This is a genomic window from Candidatus Eremiobacteraceae bacterium (assembly GCA_035710745.1).
Classification (GTDB): Bacteria; Vulcanimicrobiota; Vulcanimicrobiia; order Eremiobacterales; family Eremiobacteraceae; genus JANWLL01.
Genome location: DASTCX010000035.1, coordinates 26582 through 47510, shown reverse-complemented (window position 1 = coordinate 47510; position 20929 = coordinate 26582). Strand labels below are relative to the sequence as shown.

Here is a 20929-nt window from a genome sequence, read left to right as displayed (position 1 = left end):
GCCACCATGCAAACAGTGTGCATGGCGTCGCATCTCGTCCCCGCCGTCGCCGCGACCGGTCTCACGAAGCGTTACGGCTCGCTCGAGGCCGTGCGCGGCATCTCGTTCGCGATCGCGCCGAGCGAGTGTTTCGGCTTCCTCGGCCGCAACGGCGCCGGCAAGACGACGACGATGAAGATGATCTACTGCCGCATCGCCCGCACTTCGGGGACGCTCGACGTGCTCGGCCTCGACGCGGCCAGGAGTGCGCGCGAGATCAAATCGCGCATCGGCGTCGTGACGCAAGAGAACGCGCTCGATCAAGAACTGACCGTGATGGAAAATCTCCTCGTCTACGGCTCGTTCTTCGGTCTGCGCCAAGCCGAGGCCGAAAAGCGCGCGCGCTCGCTGCTCGCCATGATGAGCCTCACTGGCAAAGAGCGGGCGAAGTACAAGGAGCTTTCGGGCGGTATGCGCCGCCGGCTGGTCATCGCCCGCGCGCTCGTCAACGAACCCGAACTGCTCGTCCTCGACGAACCGACGACGGGCCTCGACCCGCAAGCCCGCCTTATGGTCTGGGAAACGCTCAACGGGCTTCGCGAGCGCGGCCTGACGCTCATCGTCACGACGCATTATATGGAAGAAGCGGCGCGCCTATGCGACCGGATCGCCGTGATGGAAGAGGGGCTGGTCTTCGCCGAAGACACCCCGGCTGGGCTCGTCCAGCGCTTCGCAGCGGCGGAAGTCCTCGAGGTGATCGCCGAACCCGCGCACGCCGACGTGCTTGCGCGGACCGACGCCTTCGACGGGCTGGTCCGGCGACGCGAGCGGCACGGCGACGTCACCTACCTCTACACGGACGACAATCGAGCGCTGCTCGCGCGGATGGCGCAGGCCGGCCTCGACTCGCGGCGCCACGTCGCCCGCGCCGCGACGCTCGAAGACGTCTTTCTCAACATAACGGGCAGGGAGCTCGGCGAGTGAATCCGCTCACCGCGATCGTCGGGCGCAACGCTCGGCTCGTCTTCTGGCGCAATTTCCTCGCGTGGCAGAAGTACGCGGTGTCGAGCGTCGCGATCAACATAATCGACCCGTTCATATACTTCCTGGCGATCGGTCTCGGACTTGGCGCGTACGTGACGCTCACCGGCCACGGCACGCTCATGCAGTTCATCGCTCCGGGAATGCTCGGCATGGCGGTCATGAACGCCGGTACGTTCGACTCGTGCTGGGGCTGCTTCGAGCGCCTCAACTTCAACGGCGTCTACGAGTCGATGGTGACGGCGCCGGTCGATCCGCTCGAGATCGCGGCGGGCGAATATCTCTGGCAGGCGTTCCGTGCGGTGCTCTACGGCACGCTCTTCCTCGCAGCGGTCGCTGCGTTCGGTCTCATCCACTCGTGGTGGGTGCTCGCGTGCCCGCTCGTCTTCGCGCTCGGCGGCATGGCGTTCGCCGTGCCCGGCTTCTACGTCGCGATGATCGTCGCGATCCAAGAGCATCTGTTCTTCTATTTCTCGTTCGTCGTGACGCCGATGCTCATGGTCGGCGGCGTGTTCTTCCCGCTCGATCGGATGCCGGCGTGGGTCGCGGCCATCGGGTGGTGCACGCCGCTCTATCACGCGGTCGCCGCGTGCCGCCAGCTGCTCATCGGCGCGCCGACGGTCCAAACGGGAATCGACATCGCATGGCTCGTCGCATTCACGCTTGCGATGATGTACGTCCCCCGCCGCGTCCTGCGGCGCAAGCTCGGGAACTAGGTCGCGCCGGACAGCTCGCGGATGTACTCGTCGCGAAGCTGGCGCTTGAGGATCTTGCCGGTGCCGCCCTTGGGCAGCGACTCGACGAAGCGCACGCGCTTCGGGACCTTGAAGCCGGCGAGCGTCGACTTGCAGTGGGCGATGAGCCCGGGTTCGTCCGCGCTCGCGTTCGCCTTGAGCACGACGAGTGCCGCAGGCACTTCGCCCCACAGCGGATCGGGCAATGCGATGACCGCGCACTCGAGGACGCTCGGGTGGGTGTACAGCGCGTTCTCGATCTCGAGCGACGCGACGTTCTCGCCGCCCGTGATGATGATGTCTTTCTTCCGGTCGACGATATAGACGTAGCCGTTCGGATCGATGGCGCCGACGTCGCCGGTGTGAAACCACCCGCCAGCAAAGGCGAGCGCGGTCTCCTCCGGCTGCTTCCAATATCCCGCCATGATGGAATTTCCGCGCGCGCATATCTCGCCGACCGCGACGCCGTCGTGCGGAAGCGGCTGCCCGCTCTCGTCGATGATCTCGACCTCGACGCCGGGGATGGGGACGCCCGCCGTCGACCGCAGCAATACCGAACGGGTCGGGTCACCTTCGAGCCCTGCTTTGAGCCCGGCGACCGTGAGTACGGGCGTCGTCTCGGTGAGGCCGTAGCCGCACGTGATCGTGCAGCCCGGCAGCCACGCGTCGAGCGCGGCGATGAGGCTCGGCGGAGCGGCGGCGCCGCCGACCTTGATGCGGCGCATCGAGGACAGATCGCGCGTTTTCGCTGACGGCGAATTGAGAAGCGCGACGGCCATCGTCGGCACGAGGAGCATCTGCGTGACGCGTTCGCGCTCGATCGTCGCGAGGATGACCTCGGGGTCGAAACGCGGCACCATGACGTGCCGGCCGCCGACGAACGTTATCGTGTGGGGTGTGCCCCAGCCGTTGACGTGGAAAAGCGGGATCGAGTGGAGCTGCACGTCGGCGTCCGTCGGATGGAGCGCAGCGAGCACCGACATCGCGTGCATGTAGAGATTGCGGTGCGTCAGCATGACGCCTTTAGGCCGTGAAGTCGTGCCGCTCGTGTAGAACAGCTCGGCGACGGCGTCTTCGTCGAGCGCCGGCCGTTCGAACGTCTCGGCGCCATCGTCGACGAGCATCTCGTAGTCGTCGCCGTCGATGGCGTCTTGCGTCTTCGCGTCGCCGCCCATGAGGATGACACGTTCGACATGCGCGAGTCGCGAGCGGACCGAAGCGAAGAGGCCGATGAGCGCGCGATCGATGACGACCGTCGTGGCGCCGGAGTCTTCTATGATGAACGCGAAATCGTCCGGCGTGAGCCGGATGTTGATCGGCAGAAGTATCGCGCCCATCTGCGGCACCGCATAGTAGAGCTCGAGCAGCCGGTGGCAGTTGAACGAGAGACATGCGACGACATCGCCGCCCTTGACGCCGAGCGCCGTCAAGCCGGCGGAGAGCCGATCGACTCGCGCGGCGACCTCGCCGTAGGTAAGTCGCGTGCCGCCGCACACGACGCCGAGCGACGCGCCGTAGATCGACCGCGCGCGATCGAGGCATTGCGTGACGGCGAGCGGCGTTTTCACAACAGAAACGTTACGGTCCGCTGTCGGAACAGAGGTTGCGCTTGTCGCTCCACAGGCCTTGTATCGCGAACGTACCTGTCGAGAAGGTTATGTCTCGCAAGTTGAGCCCGGTGCAATCGCTTCCGATCTCGGCGCCGTCGGGGTTGATCCACGCGAATGCGAACGGTATGAACGGATCGGTCTGCGTTTCAGCGATGATCCCGCCAGCGAGGATGCTCACGCCGTCGAGCCGACCTGCCTGACCGCCGTTCACCGCATTTGCAAAGCATGCCGCGCCTGCGTCCGAGATATACGGGAAGTCGACGTACGCGACGGCACCGCCGCTCCCGACGAGAGCGCTGTGATACGTGCAGAACTGGGTACCGAAACCCTGCGTGTTGTGACCGTGGGGCGTCGCCACTATGTACGTCGCGTCGGCGTGAAAGCCGAAATGGGTGATGAGGCGTTTTGCTGCCCTTTGTATCTGGCTGTCGGTGGGGTGTAGCGGTATCGAGGTACCGTCTATCCAGGCACCCTGCATCTCGCCGACGTTGTTCTGGATGTGGAGCCGGCGGCCGTTTAGCACTTCGTAGTACTGCGTCACGTCGCTCAGCCACGTGCTGCCGCCGATGCCTTCGAGGAAATTCGTCAGGTAGAACTGCTCGCCGTTCGGATCGCGTCCACTGACATTGAAGCCCCAATAGTTCACGTATATCTTAGGGATGCGTTGGACCTTGCCGCCGTTGTAGGTGATACGCTCGCGAAGCATGGGGTTCATCGCGCTGTCCGGCGGTGTTCGCAAGGCCATCGACACGGGGATTGCCGTATGCTGGTCAGGTGGCCGGACGACGCCTGGGAGTGAACTCGTCGTCAAGCCGCATGCGGTCAACGCAAGAACGATAACCGCCACAGATGCCGCCCTGATGTGCGCGCTCATGGAATCCGTCCCTTTCGTCGGCAAACGACGCGTAACGGGCCGCGCGTCAGGCGACGCGCGTCCGGATTGCAAGAATGACCCGGTATCGCCGCGGGGTCCTGCACCAGTGCGCGCGGTCAGCGAGGACAAGTGCGCGCGACCACATTCCGGCCCGGGACGGCCCAGTGCTCGACGCTTTGTGACCGTTCCCGGCTATCCGCGTCCGCGCAGCGGGCCGATGAGAAAAGCGATGAAGATCTCCTCGCAGCAAGTGAAAGCCGCGCTGGCCGCTTACGTCGACGGCAAGGCGAAGCATTCGCAGCCCAGCCCCGGCGAACGTGCGGTCGGTGAGGGTGAGGCGCGGAATCCCGAGTTGGAGCATCATCTCGCGAATCTCCCGGAAGAACGCGACACGATCGTGCACGAGCTGAGGAGGAAGATCCGACGCGGCCGCTACTTCGTCTCGAGCCGGGACATCGTGAGCGCGCTCCTGGGAAGACTCGCCGCGGACCTGCTCAACGAAGAATGACCGGCGAGCGAACAAGCGGGCGGAGGATGGGGGAGGGACTCGGTGGAACGCACGGGTCCCTCTTCGCTTCTCTATGATGGAGCGCGAAATGCTCGTTTTGACCCGTAAGTTGAATCAAGAGATCGTCATCGGCGACGAGATCAGGATAACGATCGTCGCCGTGGGCGGCGATCAGGTCAAGTTGGGTATCACCGCGCCGCGCTCGGTGCCGGTCCACCGTCTCGAAGTCTACCAAGAGCGTCAGAACGACGCCCGCGCGCTCGAAAAAGTCGTTCCAGCGTAGTTCAAGCCCTCACGCTTCGCCGAGAAGCGCTCGTAGCATCGACATAGCCGCAGCCGCCGCTTCATCGCGACGGCTTGTCGCGTCGGCGCCGGCATCGCCGCCGATCGCGTCGAGCCATGCGACGACGAGCGACGCGCGCCGATAGGTCGTCAAGACCACCGTCGCGGCCTCGATCGTCGGATCGTCCGCCCCGACGATGGTCGACGGCAGGAGCGAGGCGAGGCCGAGCCTTTCGACAACGGGGGCCGCGTGGTTCGACGACGCGCGCTCGAGCAACTCGACGTCGGACGTCGACAACGTCGCAAGAAGTGCCGCCTCGCCATGTGGAGGCAGCGCGTTCGCGGTCGACACCCTCGCAAACCATCCGCTTGAAAACGCCGAAAACGGACCTTCGAGCTGGGCGCAAGCGATCGCGCGCTGCAATGCAGCATGGTCGATCGCGCCGGTCCACGTCATCGCTGCGAGGGTCACCGACCCGAGCGACCTATATAGATGTAGAGCGCCGTCTCGTGCGGGCAGCTCTTCCGAAGCGAAGCCGTCGACGATCGCGTCGCTTTCGAGCAGCACGGGCTCCGACGATGACGTCATCCGCCGGCGCCGCTCGCGAAGCAGCAGCATGTCGGCCGGGAGACGATCGTCGGCGCTCATCGCGCGAACCACATCCACGGCCAGCGGCGCTGACTTTGTAGCGGTCGAGCTTTAGCTCGACCGGTGTCGGTCATCTCTTGAGCACCCGAGGCGGACTCAGGCATCGCTTCGGGCGGCACGCGCCGTCTCGCCGCTACGACGTCGGCGACGCTGACTTCGCTCGATCCTCGTTCCGAGGCGACCTCCATCGCGCCGCGAGCGATTGAAGTCAGGCGTCGCGGCAAGCCGCGAGCGAGCCGCCATGCCGCAGATGCGGTCTCGGGAGAGAACGGCGAGCGCGCGCCGGAGAAGCCGGCGACCCGCAGACGATGATCGAGAAGCGCCGCAGCTTCGCTCTCCGCGAGCGGCTCGAGCTCGAGCCACAGCGCGATGCGATCGGTGAGACCCGCATGACGTGCGAGATGCCGCGCAAGCTCGGGTTGACCTGAAAGGGCGACGGCGAGCAGTTTGCGCTCGTCGACCTGATAGTTGAGCAGCGACCGGAGCGTCTCGAGCTGGGGTTCGGGCAAAAGCTGGGCTTCGTCGATGAATAGCACGTACTGCGTGCCGTTTCGGAGCGAAGCGAAGAGCGCATGCTTGAGGCGATCCTTGAGAGCGTGTACACCGCCGCGTTCGGGCGGATCGGGAAGCTCGAGACCGAGCGAGGTGCCGATCGCGCTGACGAAAGCTGCTTCGTCGTCGAAGGTCGGGTCGAGGATGAGCCCGGCTTGACACGTCGGCACGCCGAGCACGTCTTGCTGGACCGCGTTGCAGAGCGTCGTCTTGCCGACGCCTATCGGTCCGATGACGGCCGCAAGACCGCGGCCGGATATCATGCATTCGGCGAGGCGGCGTCGCCCGTTCGCGCACGCGATCGTCTCGTAGTAGTACGAGGGGTCGGCCGTGTCCATGAACGGATCTCGTGACAAGCCGAACGCCGCGTAGTACATCACGACGCTCGTTCTGATTCCGCCGCCCCGCCGACCTCTAAAGAGACGAGCCTGCCGACGCCGGCAGGCTCGTGTAGGGTAGCGGAAGGAGCGCCGTTACGGGGTATGTAGCGTGCAACCACCCTTCTTGTCGCTGTAGAGGGGCTGCATCGCGAACGTTCCGGTCGACTCGGTGATGTTGCCGAGGCCTCTCCATGCGCAGAGGTCGCCGATCTCTTCACCGTTGGCGCCATCCCACCACGCGTTCAGCTGCGGATCGGTCTCGCTCTCGGAGTACTCGTGACCTTCGACGATGCTGACGCCATCGAGAACGCCCGACGGACCGGGGTTGACGAAGTTCTCGCCGCAGTTGCCGCCGGCGTCGGTCATGTATGGGAGATTCGTGTACGAGATCACGTGGCCGCTTTGATTCGTCGCGCCGTGGTACGCGCAGAAGCTACTGCCAAAGCCCGGCGAGTTATGGCCGTGCGGGGTCGCCACGACGTACGACGCGTACTTGTTGAAGCCGACCTGAGCCATGAGCTTGCCGGCCTCGGCTTGGATCTGCGCGTCGGACGGGCTCGACGGGACCGGGTTGGTGGAGTCGACCCACGTTCCTTGCAGCTGGCCTATTTCGTTGGCGATATGCTGCGTCAGGCCGTTGACGATCTGATAGTATTGATGGTTCGTTTGGCTCCAGGGCGTACCGCCAAGACCCGTGAGGAAATTGGTCAAGTACATCTGCTCCCCGTTCGGATCGGCGCCAGACGCGTTGAAGCCCCAGTACACGACGTACACGATGGGGTGTTTGAGCACCGGGCCGCCGTGGTATGTGAGTGCGCCGGTCAGCGCAGGCTGCATCGAACCGTTGAATGGACGCATGACGTGGACGTTGGAGAGATCGCCGAAGCCGTGCGAGACGGTCGCGTTCGATCCGACTGGATGTGTCAGGTTCGGCACCGAGCTGCCGACGCCACTACAGGCGGCGAGCGCCGACGCCAATAGCGTAACGCAAGCCAGCTTGACATACTGGTTCATAGCGAAGCTTTCAATCCTCTCGAAGGCGCGAAGGTGGGAAGGGCTCCTCCCCGTCGATTCTGTCTGATGCGCGCGCGGTACCTTTAGCCGAGCGCGCACAAAATCGGCCGACGTTTTCGGCGTCGTCTATAAAAGTCGCGCGTCCGACGCGCATATGAAAGACGATCGCGCGCTGCGAAAGTCGAAACGCGGGTTTGCTTGCTTGCTCGTTCATATGGTATACTAGAGCAGCACCCGACACCGGGTGCGAATTTAGGAGCCGGACCTTCCGGTGCGGCACCTAGCAACGAACGTTCGTGACCGATCCTCATCGGACCGGTTGGAAGGCAGGCGACGATGTCCGTCTCTCACTCCATCATTTCCATGAAGCAGTTGCTCGAAGCCGGCGTGCATTTCGGGCACCAGACCCGCCGTTGGAATCCGAAGATGGCCAAGTACATCTTCCAGGAACGCAACGGCATCTACATCATCGATCTCCAGAAGACGGTGATCAAGCTGCGTGAGGTCTACGCGGCCGTGACCGCCATGTCGCGGCAAGGCAAGATCTTCCTCTTCGTCGGCACGAAGAAGCAAGCGCAAGAAGCGGTCCGCGAAGAGGCCGAGCGCTGCGGCATGTATTTCGTCAACCAGCGCTGGCTCGGCGGCACGCTGACGAATTTCCAAACCATGCAGAAGCGGATCGCGCGGCTGCGCGAGCTCGAGCGCCAGCGCGACACCGGCATGCTCGAGATCCTGCCGAAGAAAGAGGTCAGCAAGCTGACCGACGAGCTCGATCGGCTCGAGCGCTTTCTCGGGGGCATCAAAGACATGCCGCGAGTTCCGGATGCGCTGTTCATCGTCGATCCGCGCAAGGAACGCATCGCCGTGCTCGAAGCGCGCAAGCTGCACATCCCCATCATCGCCGTCATCGACACGAACTGCGATCCCGACGAGATCGATTACGCGATACCCGGCAACGACGACGCGATCCGCGCCGTGAAGCTCATGGCCGGAAAGATCGCCGACGCGATCGTCGAGGGCCGGACGGAGAGCGAATCGGCGAGCGACGCATCGGAAGAGCCCGACACGAAGCCGTCCGTGCCGGAGCCCGCGGTCGCGGCGCCGTCGGCCTGACAGGGAACGAACGACTAGCAAGGAAACGGAAAACTCACCATATGGTTGATGTCTACAAGCCCGATGCGGCCGCGATCAAAGCGCTTCGCGAGGCGACGAACGCGCCGGTCATGGATTGCCGGCGCGCGCTGGCCGAATCCGGCGGCGACTTCGAGCGTGCGAAAAAACTGCTCGCCGTCGAAGGTCAGAAAAAAGCCGAGAAAAAGTCCGACCGCGAAGTGCGCGAGGGCTTCATCGGCCATTACATCCATCAGGGCGGCAAGATGGGCGTTCTCGTCGAGCTCGCTTGCGAGACCGATTTCGTCGCGAAGAACGAGCAGTTCCAACGGCTCGCTCACGATCTCGCCGTCCACATCTGCGCATCGAGGCCGCTCTACGTGAGCCGCGACGACGTCCCCGCCGCGGTGGTCGAAGCGAAGAAGGGCGAGTTCGACGGAAAAGTCGAGAAGTTCTTCGAGGAAGCGGTGCTGCTCGATCAGCCGTACGTGCGCGACGACAGCAAATCGGTCGCGGATCTCATCACGTCGGCGGTCGGCGTCCTCGGCGAGAACATAAAGATCCGCAGGTTCGCCCGCTTCGACATCGGCGAGTCCTGACGCGTGTCGAGCAACGGGGCCGGTAGCCAACCCAAATACAAGCGGGTCCTGCTGAAGCTCAGCGGGGAGGCCTTCGCCGGCTCCGGCACCGACTCGATCGACAGCGCGACGCTCGATCTCATAGCAGAACAAGTCAAGGAAGTCGTGCTCGCGGGCGTTCAGGCGGCGATCGTCGTCGGCGGTGGGAACATCTGGCGCGGTCGCGCCGCTCGCTCGACGATGGATCGCGCGAGCGCCGATTACATGGGCATGCTCGCGACCGTCATCAACGCGCTCGCGCTGCAAGACGCGCTCGAGGGCGCCGGGGTCGTCACGCGGGTGCTCTCGGCGATTTCGATGCACCAAGTCGCCGAGCCGTACATCCGCCGCCGAGCGATCCGTCATCTCGAAAAGGGGCGCGTCGTCATCTTCGCGGCCGGCACCGGCAATCCGTACTTCACGACCGATACGGCCGCCGCGCTGCGCGCGGTCGAGATCGGCGCCGACGCGATCCTCAAGGCGACTCAGGTCGACGGCGTCTACAGCGCGGATCCGAAGAAGGATCCAAAGGCGGTCCGCTTCGAGTCGCTCGAATACCTCGACGTCCTTCAGCGCGGCCTCGAGGTCATGGATAACACGGCGTTGACGCTCTGCATGGACAACGGCCTGCCGATCATCGTCTTCGAGCTGTCGCAGCGCGGCAACATCAAGAAGGCGATCTGGGGCGAACCGATAGGCACGGTCGTCGGGAGGTCATCAAGCGGTGTTACCCCAGCTCTATAAAGATCTCGAGAACCGCATGAAGAAAGCGGTCGAGGCCACGCAAGGCGAGTTCGCAGCGATCCGTACGGGGCGCGCGAACGCGTCGCTCCTCGATCACGTCGTCGTCGAGGCCTATGGCACGGAGATGCCGCTGCGCCATATCGCTAACGTCTCGGTGCCCGACGCGCGGAGCATCGTCATCCAGCCGCACGACAAGTCGATCCTCGGCGATGTCCGCAAAGCGATCGAGAAATCGGACCTGGGCATCTCGCCGAACGTCGACGGAAACGTCATCCGGCTCGGCATGCCGCCGCTGACCGAGGAGCGTCGCAAAGACCTCGTCAAGCTCGTCCACAAGCGCGCCGAAGAAGGTCGCGTCGCCGTGCGCAACGTCCGCCGCGATGGGCACGACCACCTCAAGACGGCGCAGAAAGATTCGAAGATCACGGAAGACGAGAGCCGCCGCGCGAACGAGCAGGTGCAAAAGCTCACCGACAAGCACATCGCGGATATCGACGCGCTCGTCCACAACAAAGAGAAGGAGATCATGGAGGTCTAGGCCATCGACAAGTCTGAGGATCTCCTGCTCACCCCGTTACGCGATGCGCTGGCGCGGTCGACGCGCCGCGCGATCGTCGAAGTACTCGCTCCGCCGTATGACGCGGCGGGAATCGGCACGTTGCGCGTCGTGCGCGCCTTGGTCGAAGACGGCCGCCTGGAGCTGACCGCCGCCTACGAAGGGTACGCTCGACTATGAGCGCGCGCGATCGCCGGCTGACGACCGCGACCGCGCTCGACCCCGCGCGGATGCCGCGCCACGTGGCGGTCATCATGGACGGCAATCGGCGCTGGGCGCGCGAACGGCGGTTGCCGGCGATCGAGGGCCATCGCCGCGGCGTGCTCGCGTTGCGCGAGCTCGTGCGCGGCTGCTCCGATCTCGGAATCGGCATGGTCACCGTCTACGCCTTCTCGACCGAGAACTGGAAGCGCGAGGCGCTCGAGATCTCGCTTCTGCTCGACCTGCTCGTGCAGTTCGCGAAGTCGGAAGAAGCCGAACTCAACCGCAACGGCGTGCGCGTGCGCGGCATCGGACGCATCGACGGACTGCCCGCGCATCAGCGCGGCGCGATCGAGGAGCTCGAGCGGCGCACGAGCGCGAACGAGCGGCTGACGCTGAACATCGCGATCAACTACAGCGCGCGTGCCGAGCTGGCCGACGCCGCGCGCGCCATCGCGGCCCGTGTTCGCGACGGATCGATATCGCCCGACGACATCGACGAATCGACGGTGGCGCAGCATCTATACACCGCGCCGGCGCCGGATCCCGACATCTTGATCCGGACCGGCGGCGAACTGCGGTTGTCGAACTTTCTCCTCTGGCAGCTCGCCTACACCGAGATCTGGGTGACGCAGCGGTATTGGCCGGACTTCGGTCGCGACGATCTCGTCGCCGCGGTCATCGCGTACCAGCGCCGCGCGCGTCGCTTCGGTGGATCGTGATCGGCGACGCGGCCGCGACGACGGATAAGGTCGGCGCGAAAGCGGGCGAGGCGTTGAACGCACGACGGCTCGTCAACGGCACGCTCGTCGCTGCGATCGGCCTCGGCTCGGTCGCATGGCCGCCCGCGTTCACCGCGCTGCTCATCGTCATCGGCATCATCGGCGTGTTCGAGTTGAAGAACATCGCCCGCCGCACGGGCAACGAGCTTTCGGCATCTGTCGCGATCGCCGCGTGCGTCGCCTACGCCGTGCTCGCGTACCTCGGCATGCTCGAGCGCAACGAATGGGTGCTCGGCGGTGCGATCATCGTCGCGTCGCTCGTGTCAGCCTTCGCACACGGCAGCGACCGCTTCGCCGGCCGCGTCGGGATGACGCTCTTCGCGTCGATGTATCTCGGCAAGCTGCTCTCCTACTTCGTCCTGCTCCGACAGTCGCCGCACGGCGCGGCGTTCACCGTCTGGGTGATCGTGCTCGTCGCGCTCACGGATATATTCGGGATGATCGGCGGGCTGCGCTTCGGGCGCACGAAGATGGCGCCGCGGCTTTCGCCCCACAAGACATGGGAGGGCGCGCTCGTCGCGTTCGTCATCGCGACGCTCGCGGGCGTCGGCTTGTCATTCGTGCCGCAGATCGGACAGCCGTGGTGGCTCGGCCTCGTGCTCGGCGCTTCTTGCGCGGTCGCCGCGGAAGTCGGCGACCTTTTCGAGAGCGCGCTCAAACGCAACGCGCAGATCAAGGACTCGGGTCAGCTCATCGGCGGCCACGGCGGCGTGCTCGACCGCTTCGACTCATACCTCGTCGCCGGCGTCGTCGCGTACACGGTCCTCGCGCTCGCCGGGCGCATCTGACGACGCGCGTGCGCCGCGTCGCGATCCTCGGCTCGACCGGGTCTATCGGCCGCCAAGCGCTCGAGGTCATCGCTGCGAACCGCGATCGGTTTTCCGTTTGCGGTCTCGCCGCGGGAACGAAGACGGAACTGCTCGCCGAGCAGATCGATGCGTTCGCGCCGGCGGTCGCGTCGTGCGCCACTGAGGCTGGTCTCTCGGAGCTCGCAGAACGGATCGCGCCGCGCACACCCGGTTCGCCCGTAGTCCGGCTGGAGCACGGCGAACGCGGGCTCATCGCCGTCGCAGTCGAGTCCGGCGCGGACATCGTGTTGGCCGCCACCGACGGGCTCGTCGCTTGCCGCGCCGTCTTCGCGGCCGCAGAGCGCGGCATCGCCATCGCGCTCGCGAACAAAGAGATCGCCGTCGCGGCGGGCGAGCCGCTGTTCGCTGTTGCTCGCGCATCGGACGCACGCATCATGCCGGTCGATTCCGAGCATTGCGCCGTGTTCCAGTGCCTGCTCGGCGAGAAGCCTTCCGACGTTCGGACGGTCGTCCTGACCGCGAGCGGTGGTCCGTTCGTCGATTTCACGCTTCACGAGCTCGATTCGGTGACGCCGGTGCAAGCGCTCGTCCACCCGACGTGGACGATGGGAGCGAAGAACACGCTCGACTCCGCCACTCTTATGAACAAGGGTCTCGAGGTGATCGAAGCGTGCCGCTTGTTCGGGCTCGCGCCGTCGCAGATCGACGTCGTGGTCCACCGCCAGAGCATCGCGCACGCGTTCGTCGTCTTCGCCGACGGCAACGTCAAAGCGCAGATCGCATCGCCCGACATGCGCATGCCGATCGGGTACGCGCTCGCATATCCGGATCGCCTCGACCAGCCCGTCGCGCTCGAAGCGACGCGCAGAGCCCTTGGCCTGCAATCGCAGCAAAGCACGCTGACATTCGAGCCCGTCGACCACGCGCGTTTTCCGAGCCTCAAGCTCGCATATCGCGCCGTCGGATCCGGTGGAACGTATCCCGCGGTGCTCTCGGCCGCGAACGAAGAGGCAGGACGGGCATTCCTACAAGGGAAAATCCGATTCGTCGAAATCGGCGAGATCGTCGCCGCAGCGCTCGACGCCCACGACGCCCGGCCGGCGCGATTGCCTGAGATAGAAGAAGCCGATCGCTGGGCGCGGTCTTTCACCCGGGACGTGGTCACAGGTTCGCGCCGCGCTTAGCACGGCGCGGAGACGAAAACGCGTGGTGCGCCGCGCCACAACCGCGCCGAAAGTAACGGTATGCGGCTCCAAGCGGTAGTGCCTTGGGAGCCTCGCAGCGAAAGGAACCCCATTGATCTTAGCAGCCCTGACGACGAGCAGCATCGAGTCCGTCCTCGCCGCGACCTTGAGCGGCGTCGAGAAGGTAGCGCTCTACCTGCTCATCCTCGGCGTGCTCATCTTGTTCCACGAGCTCGGCCACATGGTCGTCGCGAAGCGCGCGGGCGTCACCGTCAGCGAATTCGCGATGGGTTTCGGACCGCGACTGTTCGCGATCGAGCGCGGCGGAACGCTCTACACGGTGAATCTGCTTCCGCTCGGCGGCTTCTGCCGGATGGTCGGCGAGGATAGCGCCGACGACGGCAGCCCCGATCCGGGCAATTTCCAGCACAAGCCGCTCTACGCGCGCTTCGGCATCATCCTCGCCGGGCCGTTCTTCAACTTCTTGCTCGCCGCGCTGCTCTTCACCATCGTCGGCGTCGCGATCGGACAACCGGTGCCGACGGACGTCATCGGGCAAGTCCGTCCGGATACACCGGCGGCCGCGGCACATCTCCAGCCCGGCGATGAGATCCGGACGCTCGACGGCCGTGCGTTTCGGTCGGGCACGGAGATCATGGACTACATCCATGCTCGCCCGAACCGGCTTATGGACGTCGCGATCGAACGCGACGGCAAGGTCTTCCATCTGAAGATCAAGACGACGTACGGACCCGTCGGCGACGGAACGAAGCAAGGATTGCTTGGCTACTTGCCGACGACGACCGCACTGCGGATGCCGTTTTTCGAAGGAGTCGTGTGGGGCGTGAGCATGGTTCCGCTGACGATTGCGACGCAATGGTACGGCATCGTCCAGATGATCGCGACCCACGACACGTCCGGCCTTCACGGGCCGGTTGGCATCGCACAAGTCGTCTCCCAGGTCGCCCAGTACGGCATCGGCTCGCTCGTCGAGCTCGCGGCGATGCTCTCGGTGATCCTCGGCATGTTCAATCTGTTGCCGATACCGGCGCTCGACGGCGGACGGCTCGCGTTCATGGTCGTCGAACTCGTCCGCGGGCGGCGCGTCGATCCGGAGAAGGAGGGGCTCGTCCACCTCACCGGGTTCGCACTGCTCATGGTGTTCATCGCGTTCGTGACGTATCATGACATCGCGAACTGGATAAGCGGAAAGGGCGCGATCTAGATGGCGCTGCCTCCGGTGCCCGAATGGACCGGCGTCCAAGAGCGCAATCCTAGTCCGCCCGCGCTGCCGCCTCGACGCAAGACGCGTTCCGTCAAAGTCGGCTCGTTGGTGATCGGCGGCGACGCGCCCGTCTCCGTCCAGTCGATGACGACGACGAAGACCGACGACTGGGCGGCGACGCTCGAACAAGTGCATCAGCTCGCCGAAGCGGGTTGCGAGATCGTGCGCATCTCGGTGCCGGACGCAAAAGCCGCTGCGGTGTGCCGCAAGATCAAGGACGGCGCAGGCGTTCCGCTCGTCGCCGACATCCACTTCGATCATCGCTTCGCGCTGGCCGCGATCGAGGCGGGTTGGGATAAGCTTCGGCTCAACCCCGGCAACATCCGCGATCCGCAGAAGGTCCGCGAAGTCGTCCGCGCGGCGAAAGATCGCGGCATGCCGATACGCATCGGCGTCAACATGGGATCGCTCGCTCCCGACATCGTCGAGACGCTCGGACGGACGCCGGCGGGCATGGTCGAGTCGGCCATGCGGCACATCAGGATTCTCGAGGAGCTCGAGTTCGGCGATATCGTCGTGTCGCTGAAGTCGCACGACGTGCGATCGACCGTCACTGCATATCGCATGATGGCGGATAAAGTCGACTATCCGTTCCACCTCGGCATAACGGAAGCGGGAACGCTGCGCACGGGCACCGTGAAGAGCAGCGTCGGGCTCGGAATGCTGCTCGCCGAAGGCATCGGCGACACGATTCGCGTGTCGCTCGCGGCGGATCCGGTCGAAGAGGTGCCCGTCTGCTGGGAGATACTCAAGTCGCTCGGCATCCGGGAGCGCGGCGTCGAGATCACGGCTTGTCCGTCGTGCGGTCGCGTCCAGGTCGACATCCTCAAGCTCGCGGAAGCGGTCGAGCGCATCACCGCCGAGTACCGGGCGCCGGTCAAGGTCGCGGTCATGGGATGCGCGGTCAACGGTCCGGGCGAAGCGTCGATGGCCGATGTCGGCATCGCCGGCGGGCGCGGGATGGGCTTGCTCTATCGCGACGGCGTCAAGGTGCGCTCGCTTCCGGAGGCGCAGCTGCTCGACGGTCTGCGCGAAGAGATCGAGAAGGTCATCGCCGAGCGATACCCGGACTACCAATGATCGGTGTAGCGGTCGAGCTTTAGCTCGACCGCAGACGACCTTACTGCGAAACCGCGGCGGTCGAGATGAATCTCGACCGCTCCCAATAACGCGTGAGCATGGCAGAAGAGAAGAAAGCCGTCAAGAACATCCCGCCCAAAGGCGACGACCTGTCCGAGTGGTACACGCAGGTCTGTCTAAAGGCGCAGCTCGTCGACTACTCGCCGGTGCGCGGGTGCATCGTGCTGCGCCCGTACGGCTTCGCCATCTGGGATCGCATCCGCGACGAGTTCGACAAGCGCTTCAAGGCGACCGGCCACTCGAATGCCTACTTCCCGCTCTTCATCCCCGAGTCGCTGCTCGCGCGCGAGTCGGATCACGTCGAAGGCTTCGCGCCCGAAGTCGCGTGGGTCACGCAAGGCGGCGGCGAAACGCTGACCGAGCGGCTGGCCATTCGGCCGACTTCGGAAGTGGTCATCGGCATGATGTATGCGCGCTGGATCCAGTCGCATCGCGATCTCCCCGTGCTCATCAACCAGTGGTGCAACGTCGTCCGATGGGAAAAGGCGACGCGGCCGTTCCTGCGGACGCTCGAATTCCTCTGGCAGGAAGGCCACACCGCGCATGCGACGCACGCGGAAGCGGCGGAGGAAGTGCAGCGCATGCTCGAGGTGTATCGCGAGGTCGCCGAAGACGTGCTCGGACTTCCCGTCATCAAAGGCCGGAAGAGCGCCAACGAGCGGTTCGCCGGCGCGCTCGCGACGTATGCGATCGAAGCGATGATGCCCGACGGCAAAGCGCTCCAAGCCGGCACGTCGCACGACCTCGGCCAGAACTTCGCGAAGGCGTACGACATCTCGTTCACCGACGTCGACGAGCAGCGCAAGCACGCATGGACGACGTCGTGGGGCGTGTCGTGGCGGATCCTCGGCGGGCTCATCATGGCGCACGGCGACGATCGGGGACTCGTGCTGCCGCCGTCGATCGCTCCGCACGAGATCGTCATCGTGCCGATCATCCGCAAAGGCGATGAGACCGTGCTCCCGGCGGCGCACGCTTGCTTCGACGTCCTGCGCGGCGAGTTCCGCACCCATCTCGATGATCGCCTCGAGCAGACAGCGCCCTGGAAGTTCAACGAGTGGGAGATGCGCGGCGTCCCCGTTCGCGTCGAGATCGGACCGCGTGACGTCGCCGAGGGTAAGGTGACCATCGCCAGGCGTGACACGCTCGAGAAGACATCGGTGCCGACAGCTGACGCAACGGCGCACATCGGGCGCATGCTCGCCGACATCCAGCGCACCCTGCACGAACGCGCGCTCGCGGACCGCGAGCGCCGGACGACGACCGCGACGAGTCGCGAAGAATTCGTCGACGCGCTCAAACGCCAGACAGGGTTCGTGCTGGCGGCGTGGTGCGAACGCAGCGAGTGCGAGCTTGAGATCAAGGCGGAGACGAGCGCGGTATCGCGCGTCATCGTCGCCGACGCGTCGCCCGGCGAGGTGTGCGCGTATTGCGGGTCGCCGGCGAAAGTCAAAGCATACTTTGCCCGCTCGTACTAGGCGTCGACGCGAGGTGTCCGAGCGGTGATCGCGGCAGCGGTCGCCGCCGTCTTCATGTACCACCACGTTTCGACGCGTCCCGGCGGCGGAGCGTTCGGTACCGCGCTGACGGTGACGCCGCAAGAGCTCGACGACCAGTTGCGGCTCCTGCGAGACCACGACTGCTCGGTCGTCGGCGTCGAGAAGCTCGTCGCCGACGTCGGTTCGAGCAGAGCGCGCGCGTGCGAGGTCTCGCTCACATTCGATGACGGCTACGACGACGCGGCGACCCAAGCCGCCCCGATGCTGCGGCGTTACGGCGACGTCGGCACGTTCTTCGTCACGACCGGACTGCTCGGCACTCCCGGTCATCTCAGCGCTTCCGGAGTTCGTGCTCTCGCGCGATCCGGGATGGACGTCGAAGCGCACACGATCACGCATCCCGACCTGACGTTGCTCGCGCCCGCTGCGGTCGAGCGCGAGGTGCGCGGCTCGCGAGCAGTGCTCGAGTCGATCACGGGCGCACACGTCGGCGCGTTCGCGTATCCGTCGGGGCGTTTCAACATCTCGGTCGAGCGAGCCGTCGCCGCTGCGGGCTACGATGTGGCGTTCGCGACCGCTGCGGGCGACATCACGCCGGCCGGTTTAGCTCGGGACAAGTTCGCACTCCCGCGGTTTCGCGTACTGCGCGGACGGGGCGATGCGCTCATCCGGCGCGTCCTCGGCGCGGCGGGAAGCGGCGGGAGCGCAGCGCCTGCGTTGGATACGGCGGAGTTGCGCGACATCGCGAAGGACAGGATTGCGGGGAACGCGCCGGACGTCGCCGAACGCGTCGCCGTCGCACTGCTGAGCGTTGGCTACCCCGAACAGATCCTCAAGGTGCGGACGTACAAGACGGAGCCGGCGGTCGTCGCCGGCATCATGCTATCGGGCGTGAAGTTCCACGCGCCGGTCGACAGGCAGACGTTCGCAGCCGATGCGGCGGACATGATATATCGAGCGTTCGCCGCCGATCCGAGCGTGTCCGAGGTCGACGTGTGGGCGGTCGTTCCGATAGCTGTGTCGCCGTACGCTGACGTCTCAGGAGACCTTGCCGTGCCGACGAACCGGACGGTGTTCTCCGCCGCGGTGCTGCGAAGGGACTTCACTCGAGACGAAGGCTCGCTCGGCACGACGTATTGGGAGGCGGGTTGGCTCGATCAAGCGGCGAGATGAACGACGGCGCGATCCAAAAAAGCGTCCTCGATAACGGCATTCGAGTCATCACAGAACGGGTATCCTACGTCCGCAGCGTCGCGATGGGCGTCTGGGTGAGCGTCGGGTCGTCGAACGAAGAGGCCGGCCAGCGCGGCATCAGCCACTGCATCGAGCACATGCTCTTCAAAGGCACGCGGACGCGCACCGCTCGCGAGATCGCCGAGCTCATGGATTCGATCGGCGGCCACCTCAACGCGTTCACGGACAAAGAGACGACGTGCTTTCACGCCCGCACCGTCGACGAGCACGCACCGCTCGCGGTCGAGATCCTCGCCGACATGCTCGAGAACTCCGCGATCGATCCGGCGGAGCTGCATAAAGAGCAGCAAGTGATCCTCGAAGAGATCAAGATGTACGACGACTCGCCCGACGAGGTGAGCCAAGATATCTTCGTGCGCTCCGCTTGGGGCGGCAGCCCGCTCGGCGAGCCGACGATCGGCTATGCGTCGACCGTCTCGGCGCTCACGCGCGACGCGCTGCTCGACTACATGGGCCACAACTACGTGCCCGGAAACGTCATCGTCACCGCGGTCGGCAATCTCGAGCACGACGACTTCGTCGCTGACGTACGGCGGCGCTTCGGCGGACTTGCGGGCGTCTCGCAGCATGCGGACCCCAAGCCGCCCGTATTCCGTCCGGTGAGCGTCGTCAAACAGCGCGACTGCGAGCAGGTCTACGTGCTCGTCGGCGCCGAGGGCACGAGCGCCGGAGACGACCGCCGCTACATCTACTCCGTGCTCGACACGATCCTCGGGGGCGGTATGGCGTCGCGGCTCTTCCAGGAGATCCGAGAGAAGCGCGGCCTCGTCTATAGCGTCTACTCGGCGCACCAGATGTATCGCAGCGGCGGTCTGTTCACCATCGCGGCGGCGACGCGGCCGAAGAACGCGCAAGAAGTGCTCTCGCTCATCCGCGCGGAGACGACTTCACTCGCGGAGCGCGGCGTCAGCCCCGACGAAGTCGCGCGAGCGAAGGAACACCTCAAAGGCGGGCTCCTCCTGTCGCTCGAGAGCACGAGCACGCGGATGCTGCGGCTCGGCCGGACCGAGCTCGTCTCCGGCAGATCGGTGCCGCCGAGCGAGGTGGTCGAGAAGATCGAGTCGGTGACCAAAGAGCAGGTCGACGCCGCAGCGCGTTCGCTCTTCGCGCAGGGTAAACTCGCGCTCACCGTGCTCGGCCCGGTCGACGACCGCTTCGAAGCGCAAGTCGGGCTTGCAGAATCCGCTTAAGGCCGCAAAGTGACCGACCACCTGCACGTCCCAGCGGGGTGGTTCCTACCGATAGCGGCGCTGCTCTACATGTTCGCGCAGGCGCTCCAGATGGGCACCGGTGCCGCGCGCCTCGCGGGCGTCCGCGCCCATCGCGTCGCAACCGGATTGACGCTCTTCAATCTGTTCGCGACGTTCTCGCGTCTGCTCAGCCTGTTCTACATGCCGCTCATCGCGGCGCTCGCCGATCGCGCGGTCCAGCGGCGCGCACCGGGCGAGTTCGAAGCGGAGGTGCGCGTCATCATCTTCGCCGCGACGATCGGCGCAGGCCTCGGCGGGCTCTTGCTTCCGACCGCAGCGCGTCTGCTCCAGCGCGGCATCGATTCGTTCGAACGGCGCGGATCGGTGCTCGCCGCGATGTCGCGACTGTTCGTGCCGCGAACGGCAGTGTCGGCGCTCGGCGAAGTCCGGACGCCGCGGCTGAACGTCTGGGCATACTCTCCTCGCAACCTGCCGAAGGGCTTTTTGATCTGGAACGTCGTCGTCATGGGCTTTTGGGTGACCGGGCCGCTGTCGGCGTACTACGCGGGGGCGCTGCTCCACTCGTCCATGGCGACCGCTATATCGCTCTCCGGCTTGATCACCGGCGTCGCGACCGTTACGCTGACGCTCATCGTCGACCCGACCGCCGCGCTCATCACGGACCAGACGGCCGCCGGCAAGCGCCCGATCGAAGACCTGAAAGCGATGCTGGTGTACCTCGTGTTGACGACCATCGTCGGGACCCTGCTGTCGCAGCTGCTGCTCGACCCCGCCGCGTCCGTCATCGCATACGTCGCGAGGATCCTCACGAATGCCGCAACGCAGATATAGGATCGCCGCTGTCGCGGCATGCATCGCGCTTGCCTTGAGCGCGAGCGGTTGCGCGAGCGCGTTCACGCAGCGCCTCGTCGACC

Annotated in this window: 22 protein-coding genes; 17 read left to right on the top strand and 5 right to left on the bottom strand. The window is 65.4% G+C overall.

The genetic code is table 11. The annotated features are described in order from the left end of the window. Nucleotides 1-21 precede the first annotated feature (21 nt). Together VFO25_12565 and VFO25_12560 are read left to right on the top strand one after the other, a co-directional pair. Entirely contained in the window at nt 22-963 is a 942-nt protein-coding gene (locus tag VFO25_12565) for an ABC transporter ATP-binding protein (GenBank protein HET9343738.1), read from the top strand. Further along, on the top strand, nt 960-1736 hold the full coding sequence (locus VFO25_12560; GenBank protein HET9343737.1) for an ABC transporter permease: 777 nt from the start codon (nt 960-962) through the stop codon (nt 1734-1736). The genes VFO25_12565 and VFO25_12560 overlap by 4 nt, the downstream gene beginning before the upstream one ends. Here the strand turns inward: VFO25_12560 and VFO25_12555 are convergent. Further along, entirely contained in the window at nt 1733-3322 is a 1590-nt protein-coding gene (locus VFO25_12555) for a fatty acid--CoA ligase (GenBank protein HET9343736.1), read from the bottom strand. The genes VFO25_12560 and VFO25_12555 overlap by 4 nt on opposite strands. A gap of 10 nt (nt 3323-3332) precedes the next feature. Then, the gene (locus VFO25_12550; protein HET9343735.1) at nt 3333-4238 is read right to left on the bottom strand and encodes a hypothetical protein; all 906 of its coding nucleotides are present in this window, start codon (nt 4236-4238) and stop codon (nt 3333-3335) included. 229 nt (nt 4239-4467) lie between these two features. Here VFO25_12550 and VFO25_12545 point away from each other — a divergent pair, with 229 nt between their 5' ends. Together VFO25_12545 and csrA are read left to right on the top strand one after the other, a co-directional pair. Next, nucleotides 4468-4746 carry a flagellar biosynthesis anti-sigma factor FlgM gene (locus tag VFO25_12545; protein HET9343734.1) on the top strand — a complete coding sequence of 93 codons (279 nt, stop codon included), beginning with the start codon at nt 4468-4470 and terminating at the stop codon, nt 4744-4746. 88 nt (nt 4747-4834) lie between these two features. Continuing rightward, nucleotides 4835-5029: a carbon storage regulator CsrA gene (csrA, locus tag VFO25_12540; GenBank protein ID HET9343733.1), complete on the top strand. Its 195-nt coding sequence runs from the start codon at nt 4835-4837 to the stop codon at nt 5027-5029. Between the two features lie 9 nt (nt 5030-5038). Here the strand turns inward: csrA and VFO25_12535 are convergent, their stop codons facing one another. The 3 genes from VFO25_12535 to VFO25_12525 all read right to left on the bottom strand — a co-directional run bounded on the left by VFO25_12535 (nt 5039) and on the right by VFO25_12525 (nt 7623). Continuing rightward, nucleotides 5039-5677: a hypothetical protein gene (locus tag VFO25_12535; protein HET9343732.1), complete on the bottom strand. Its 639-nt coding sequence runs from the start codon at nt 5675-5677 to the stop codon at nt 5039-5041. Further along, complete coding sequence (locus VFO25_12530) at nt 5674-6567, bottom strand: AAA family ATPase (protein ID HET9343731.1); 894 nt, start codon at nt 6565-6567, stop codon at nt 5674-5676. Before VFO25_12530 ends, VFO25_12535 begins: the two co-directional genes overlap by 4 nt. Nucleotides 6568-6702: 135 nt before the next feature. Beyond that, nucleotides 6703-7623: a hypothetical protein gene (locus tag VFO25_12525; GenBank protein ID HET9343730.1), complete on the bottom strand. Its 921-nt coding sequence runs from the start codon at nt 7621-7623 to the stop codon at nt 6703-6705. A 336-nt stretch (nt 7624-7959) separates the two neighbouring features. Here VFO25_12525 and rpsB point away from each other — a divergent pair, with 336 nt between their 5' ends. The 13 genes from rpsB to VFO25_12460 all read left to right on the top strand — a co-directional run bounded on the left by rpsB (nt 7960) and on the right by VFO25_12460 (nt 20846). Continuing rightward, nucleotides 7960-8736, top strand: a complete 777-nt coding sequence (gene rpsB, locus VFO25_12520; GenBank protein HET9343729.1) for a 30S ribosomal protein S2 — start codon at nt 7960-7962, stop codon at nt 8734-8736. Nucleotides 8737-8777: 41 nt separating this feature from the next. Beyond that, nucleotides 8778-9332 carry an elongation factor Ts gene (locus VFO25_12515; GenBank protein ID HET9343728.1) on the top strand — a complete coding sequence of 185 codons (555 nt, stop codon included), beginning with the start codon at nt 8778-8780 and terminating at the stop codon, nt 9330-9332. 3 nt (nt 9333-9335) lie between these two features. Then, nucleotides 9336-10094 (top strand): UMP kinase, encoded by a 759-nt coding sequence (pyrH, locus tag VFO25_12510; protein HET9343727.1) that lies wholly within the window; start codon nt 9336-9338, stop codon nt 10092-10094. A gap of 16 nt (nt 10095-10110) precedes the next feature. After that, nucleotides 10111-10632, top strand: coding sequence for a ribosome recycling factor (frr, locus tag VFO25_12505; GenBank protein HET9343726.1), 522 nt, complete (start codon nt 10111-10113; stop codon nt 10630-10632). Between the two features lie 194 nt (nt 10633-10826). After that, nucleotides 10827-11573, top strand: a complete 747-nt coding sequence (gene uppS, locus VFO25_12500; protein ID HET9343725.1) for a polyprenyl diphosphate synthase — start codon at nt 10827-10829, stop codon at nt 11571-11573. Continuing rightward, nucleotides 11570-12421, top strand: coding sequence for a phosphatidate cytidylyltransferase (locus tag VFO25_12495; GenBank protein ID HET9343724.1), 852 nt, complete (start codon nt 11570-11572; stop codon nt 12419-12421). The genes uppS and VFO25_12495 overlap by 4 nt, the downstream gene beginning before the upstream one ends. Nucleotides 12422-12429: 8 nt before the next feature. Beyond that, nucleotides 12430-13626 carry a 1-deoxy-D-xylulose-5-phosphate reductoisomerase gene (gene dxr / locus VFO25_12490; protein HET9343723.1) on the top strand — a complete coding sequence of 399 codons (1197 nt, stop codon included), beginning with the start codon at nt 12430-12432 and terminating at the stop codon, nt 13624-13626. Between the two features lie 112 nt (nt 13627-13738). Then, nucleotides 13739-14851, top strand: coding sequence for a M50 family metallopeptidase (locus tag VFO25_12485; protein ID HET9343722.1), 1113 nt, complete (start codon nt 13739-13741; stop codon nt 14849-14851). After that, on the top strand, nt 14852-15991 hold the full coding sequence (gene ispG / locus VFO25_12480; protein HET9343721.1) for a flavodoxin-dependent (E)-4-hydroxy-3-methylbut-2-enyl-diphosphate synthase: 1140 nt from the start codon (nt 14852-14854) through the stop codon (nt 15989-15991). Nucleotides 15992-16089: 98 nt separating this feature from the next. Beyond that, on the top strand, nt 16090-17529 hold the full coding sequence (gene proS / locus VFO25_12475; GenBank protein ID HET9343720.1) for a proline--tRNA ligase: 1440 nt from the start codon (nt 16090-16092) through the stop codon (nt 17527-17529). 24 nt (nt 17530-17553) lie between these two features. Then, nucleotides 17554-18723 carry a polysaccharide deacetylase family protein gene (locus tag VFO25_12470; protein HET9343719.1) on the top strand — a complete coding sequence of 390 codons (1170 nt, stop codon included), beginning with the start codon at nt 17554-17556 and terminating at the stop codon, nt 18721-18723. Continuing rightward, on the top strand, nt 18720-19994 hold the full coding sequence (locus VFO25_12465; protein ID HET9343718.1) for a pitrilysin family protein: 1275 nt from the start codon (nt 18720-18722) through the stop codon (nt 19992-19994). Before VFO25_12470 ends, VFO25_12465 begins: the two co-directional genes overlap by 4 nt. A gap of 9 nt (nt 19995-20003) precedes the next feature. Further along, nucleotides 20004-20846, top strand: coding sequence for a DUF2837 family protein (locus VFO25_12460; GenBank protein ID HET9343717.1), 843 nt, complete (start codon nt 20004-20006; stop codon nt 20844-20846). The last annotated feature ends 83 nt before the right edge of the window (nt 20847-20929 follow it).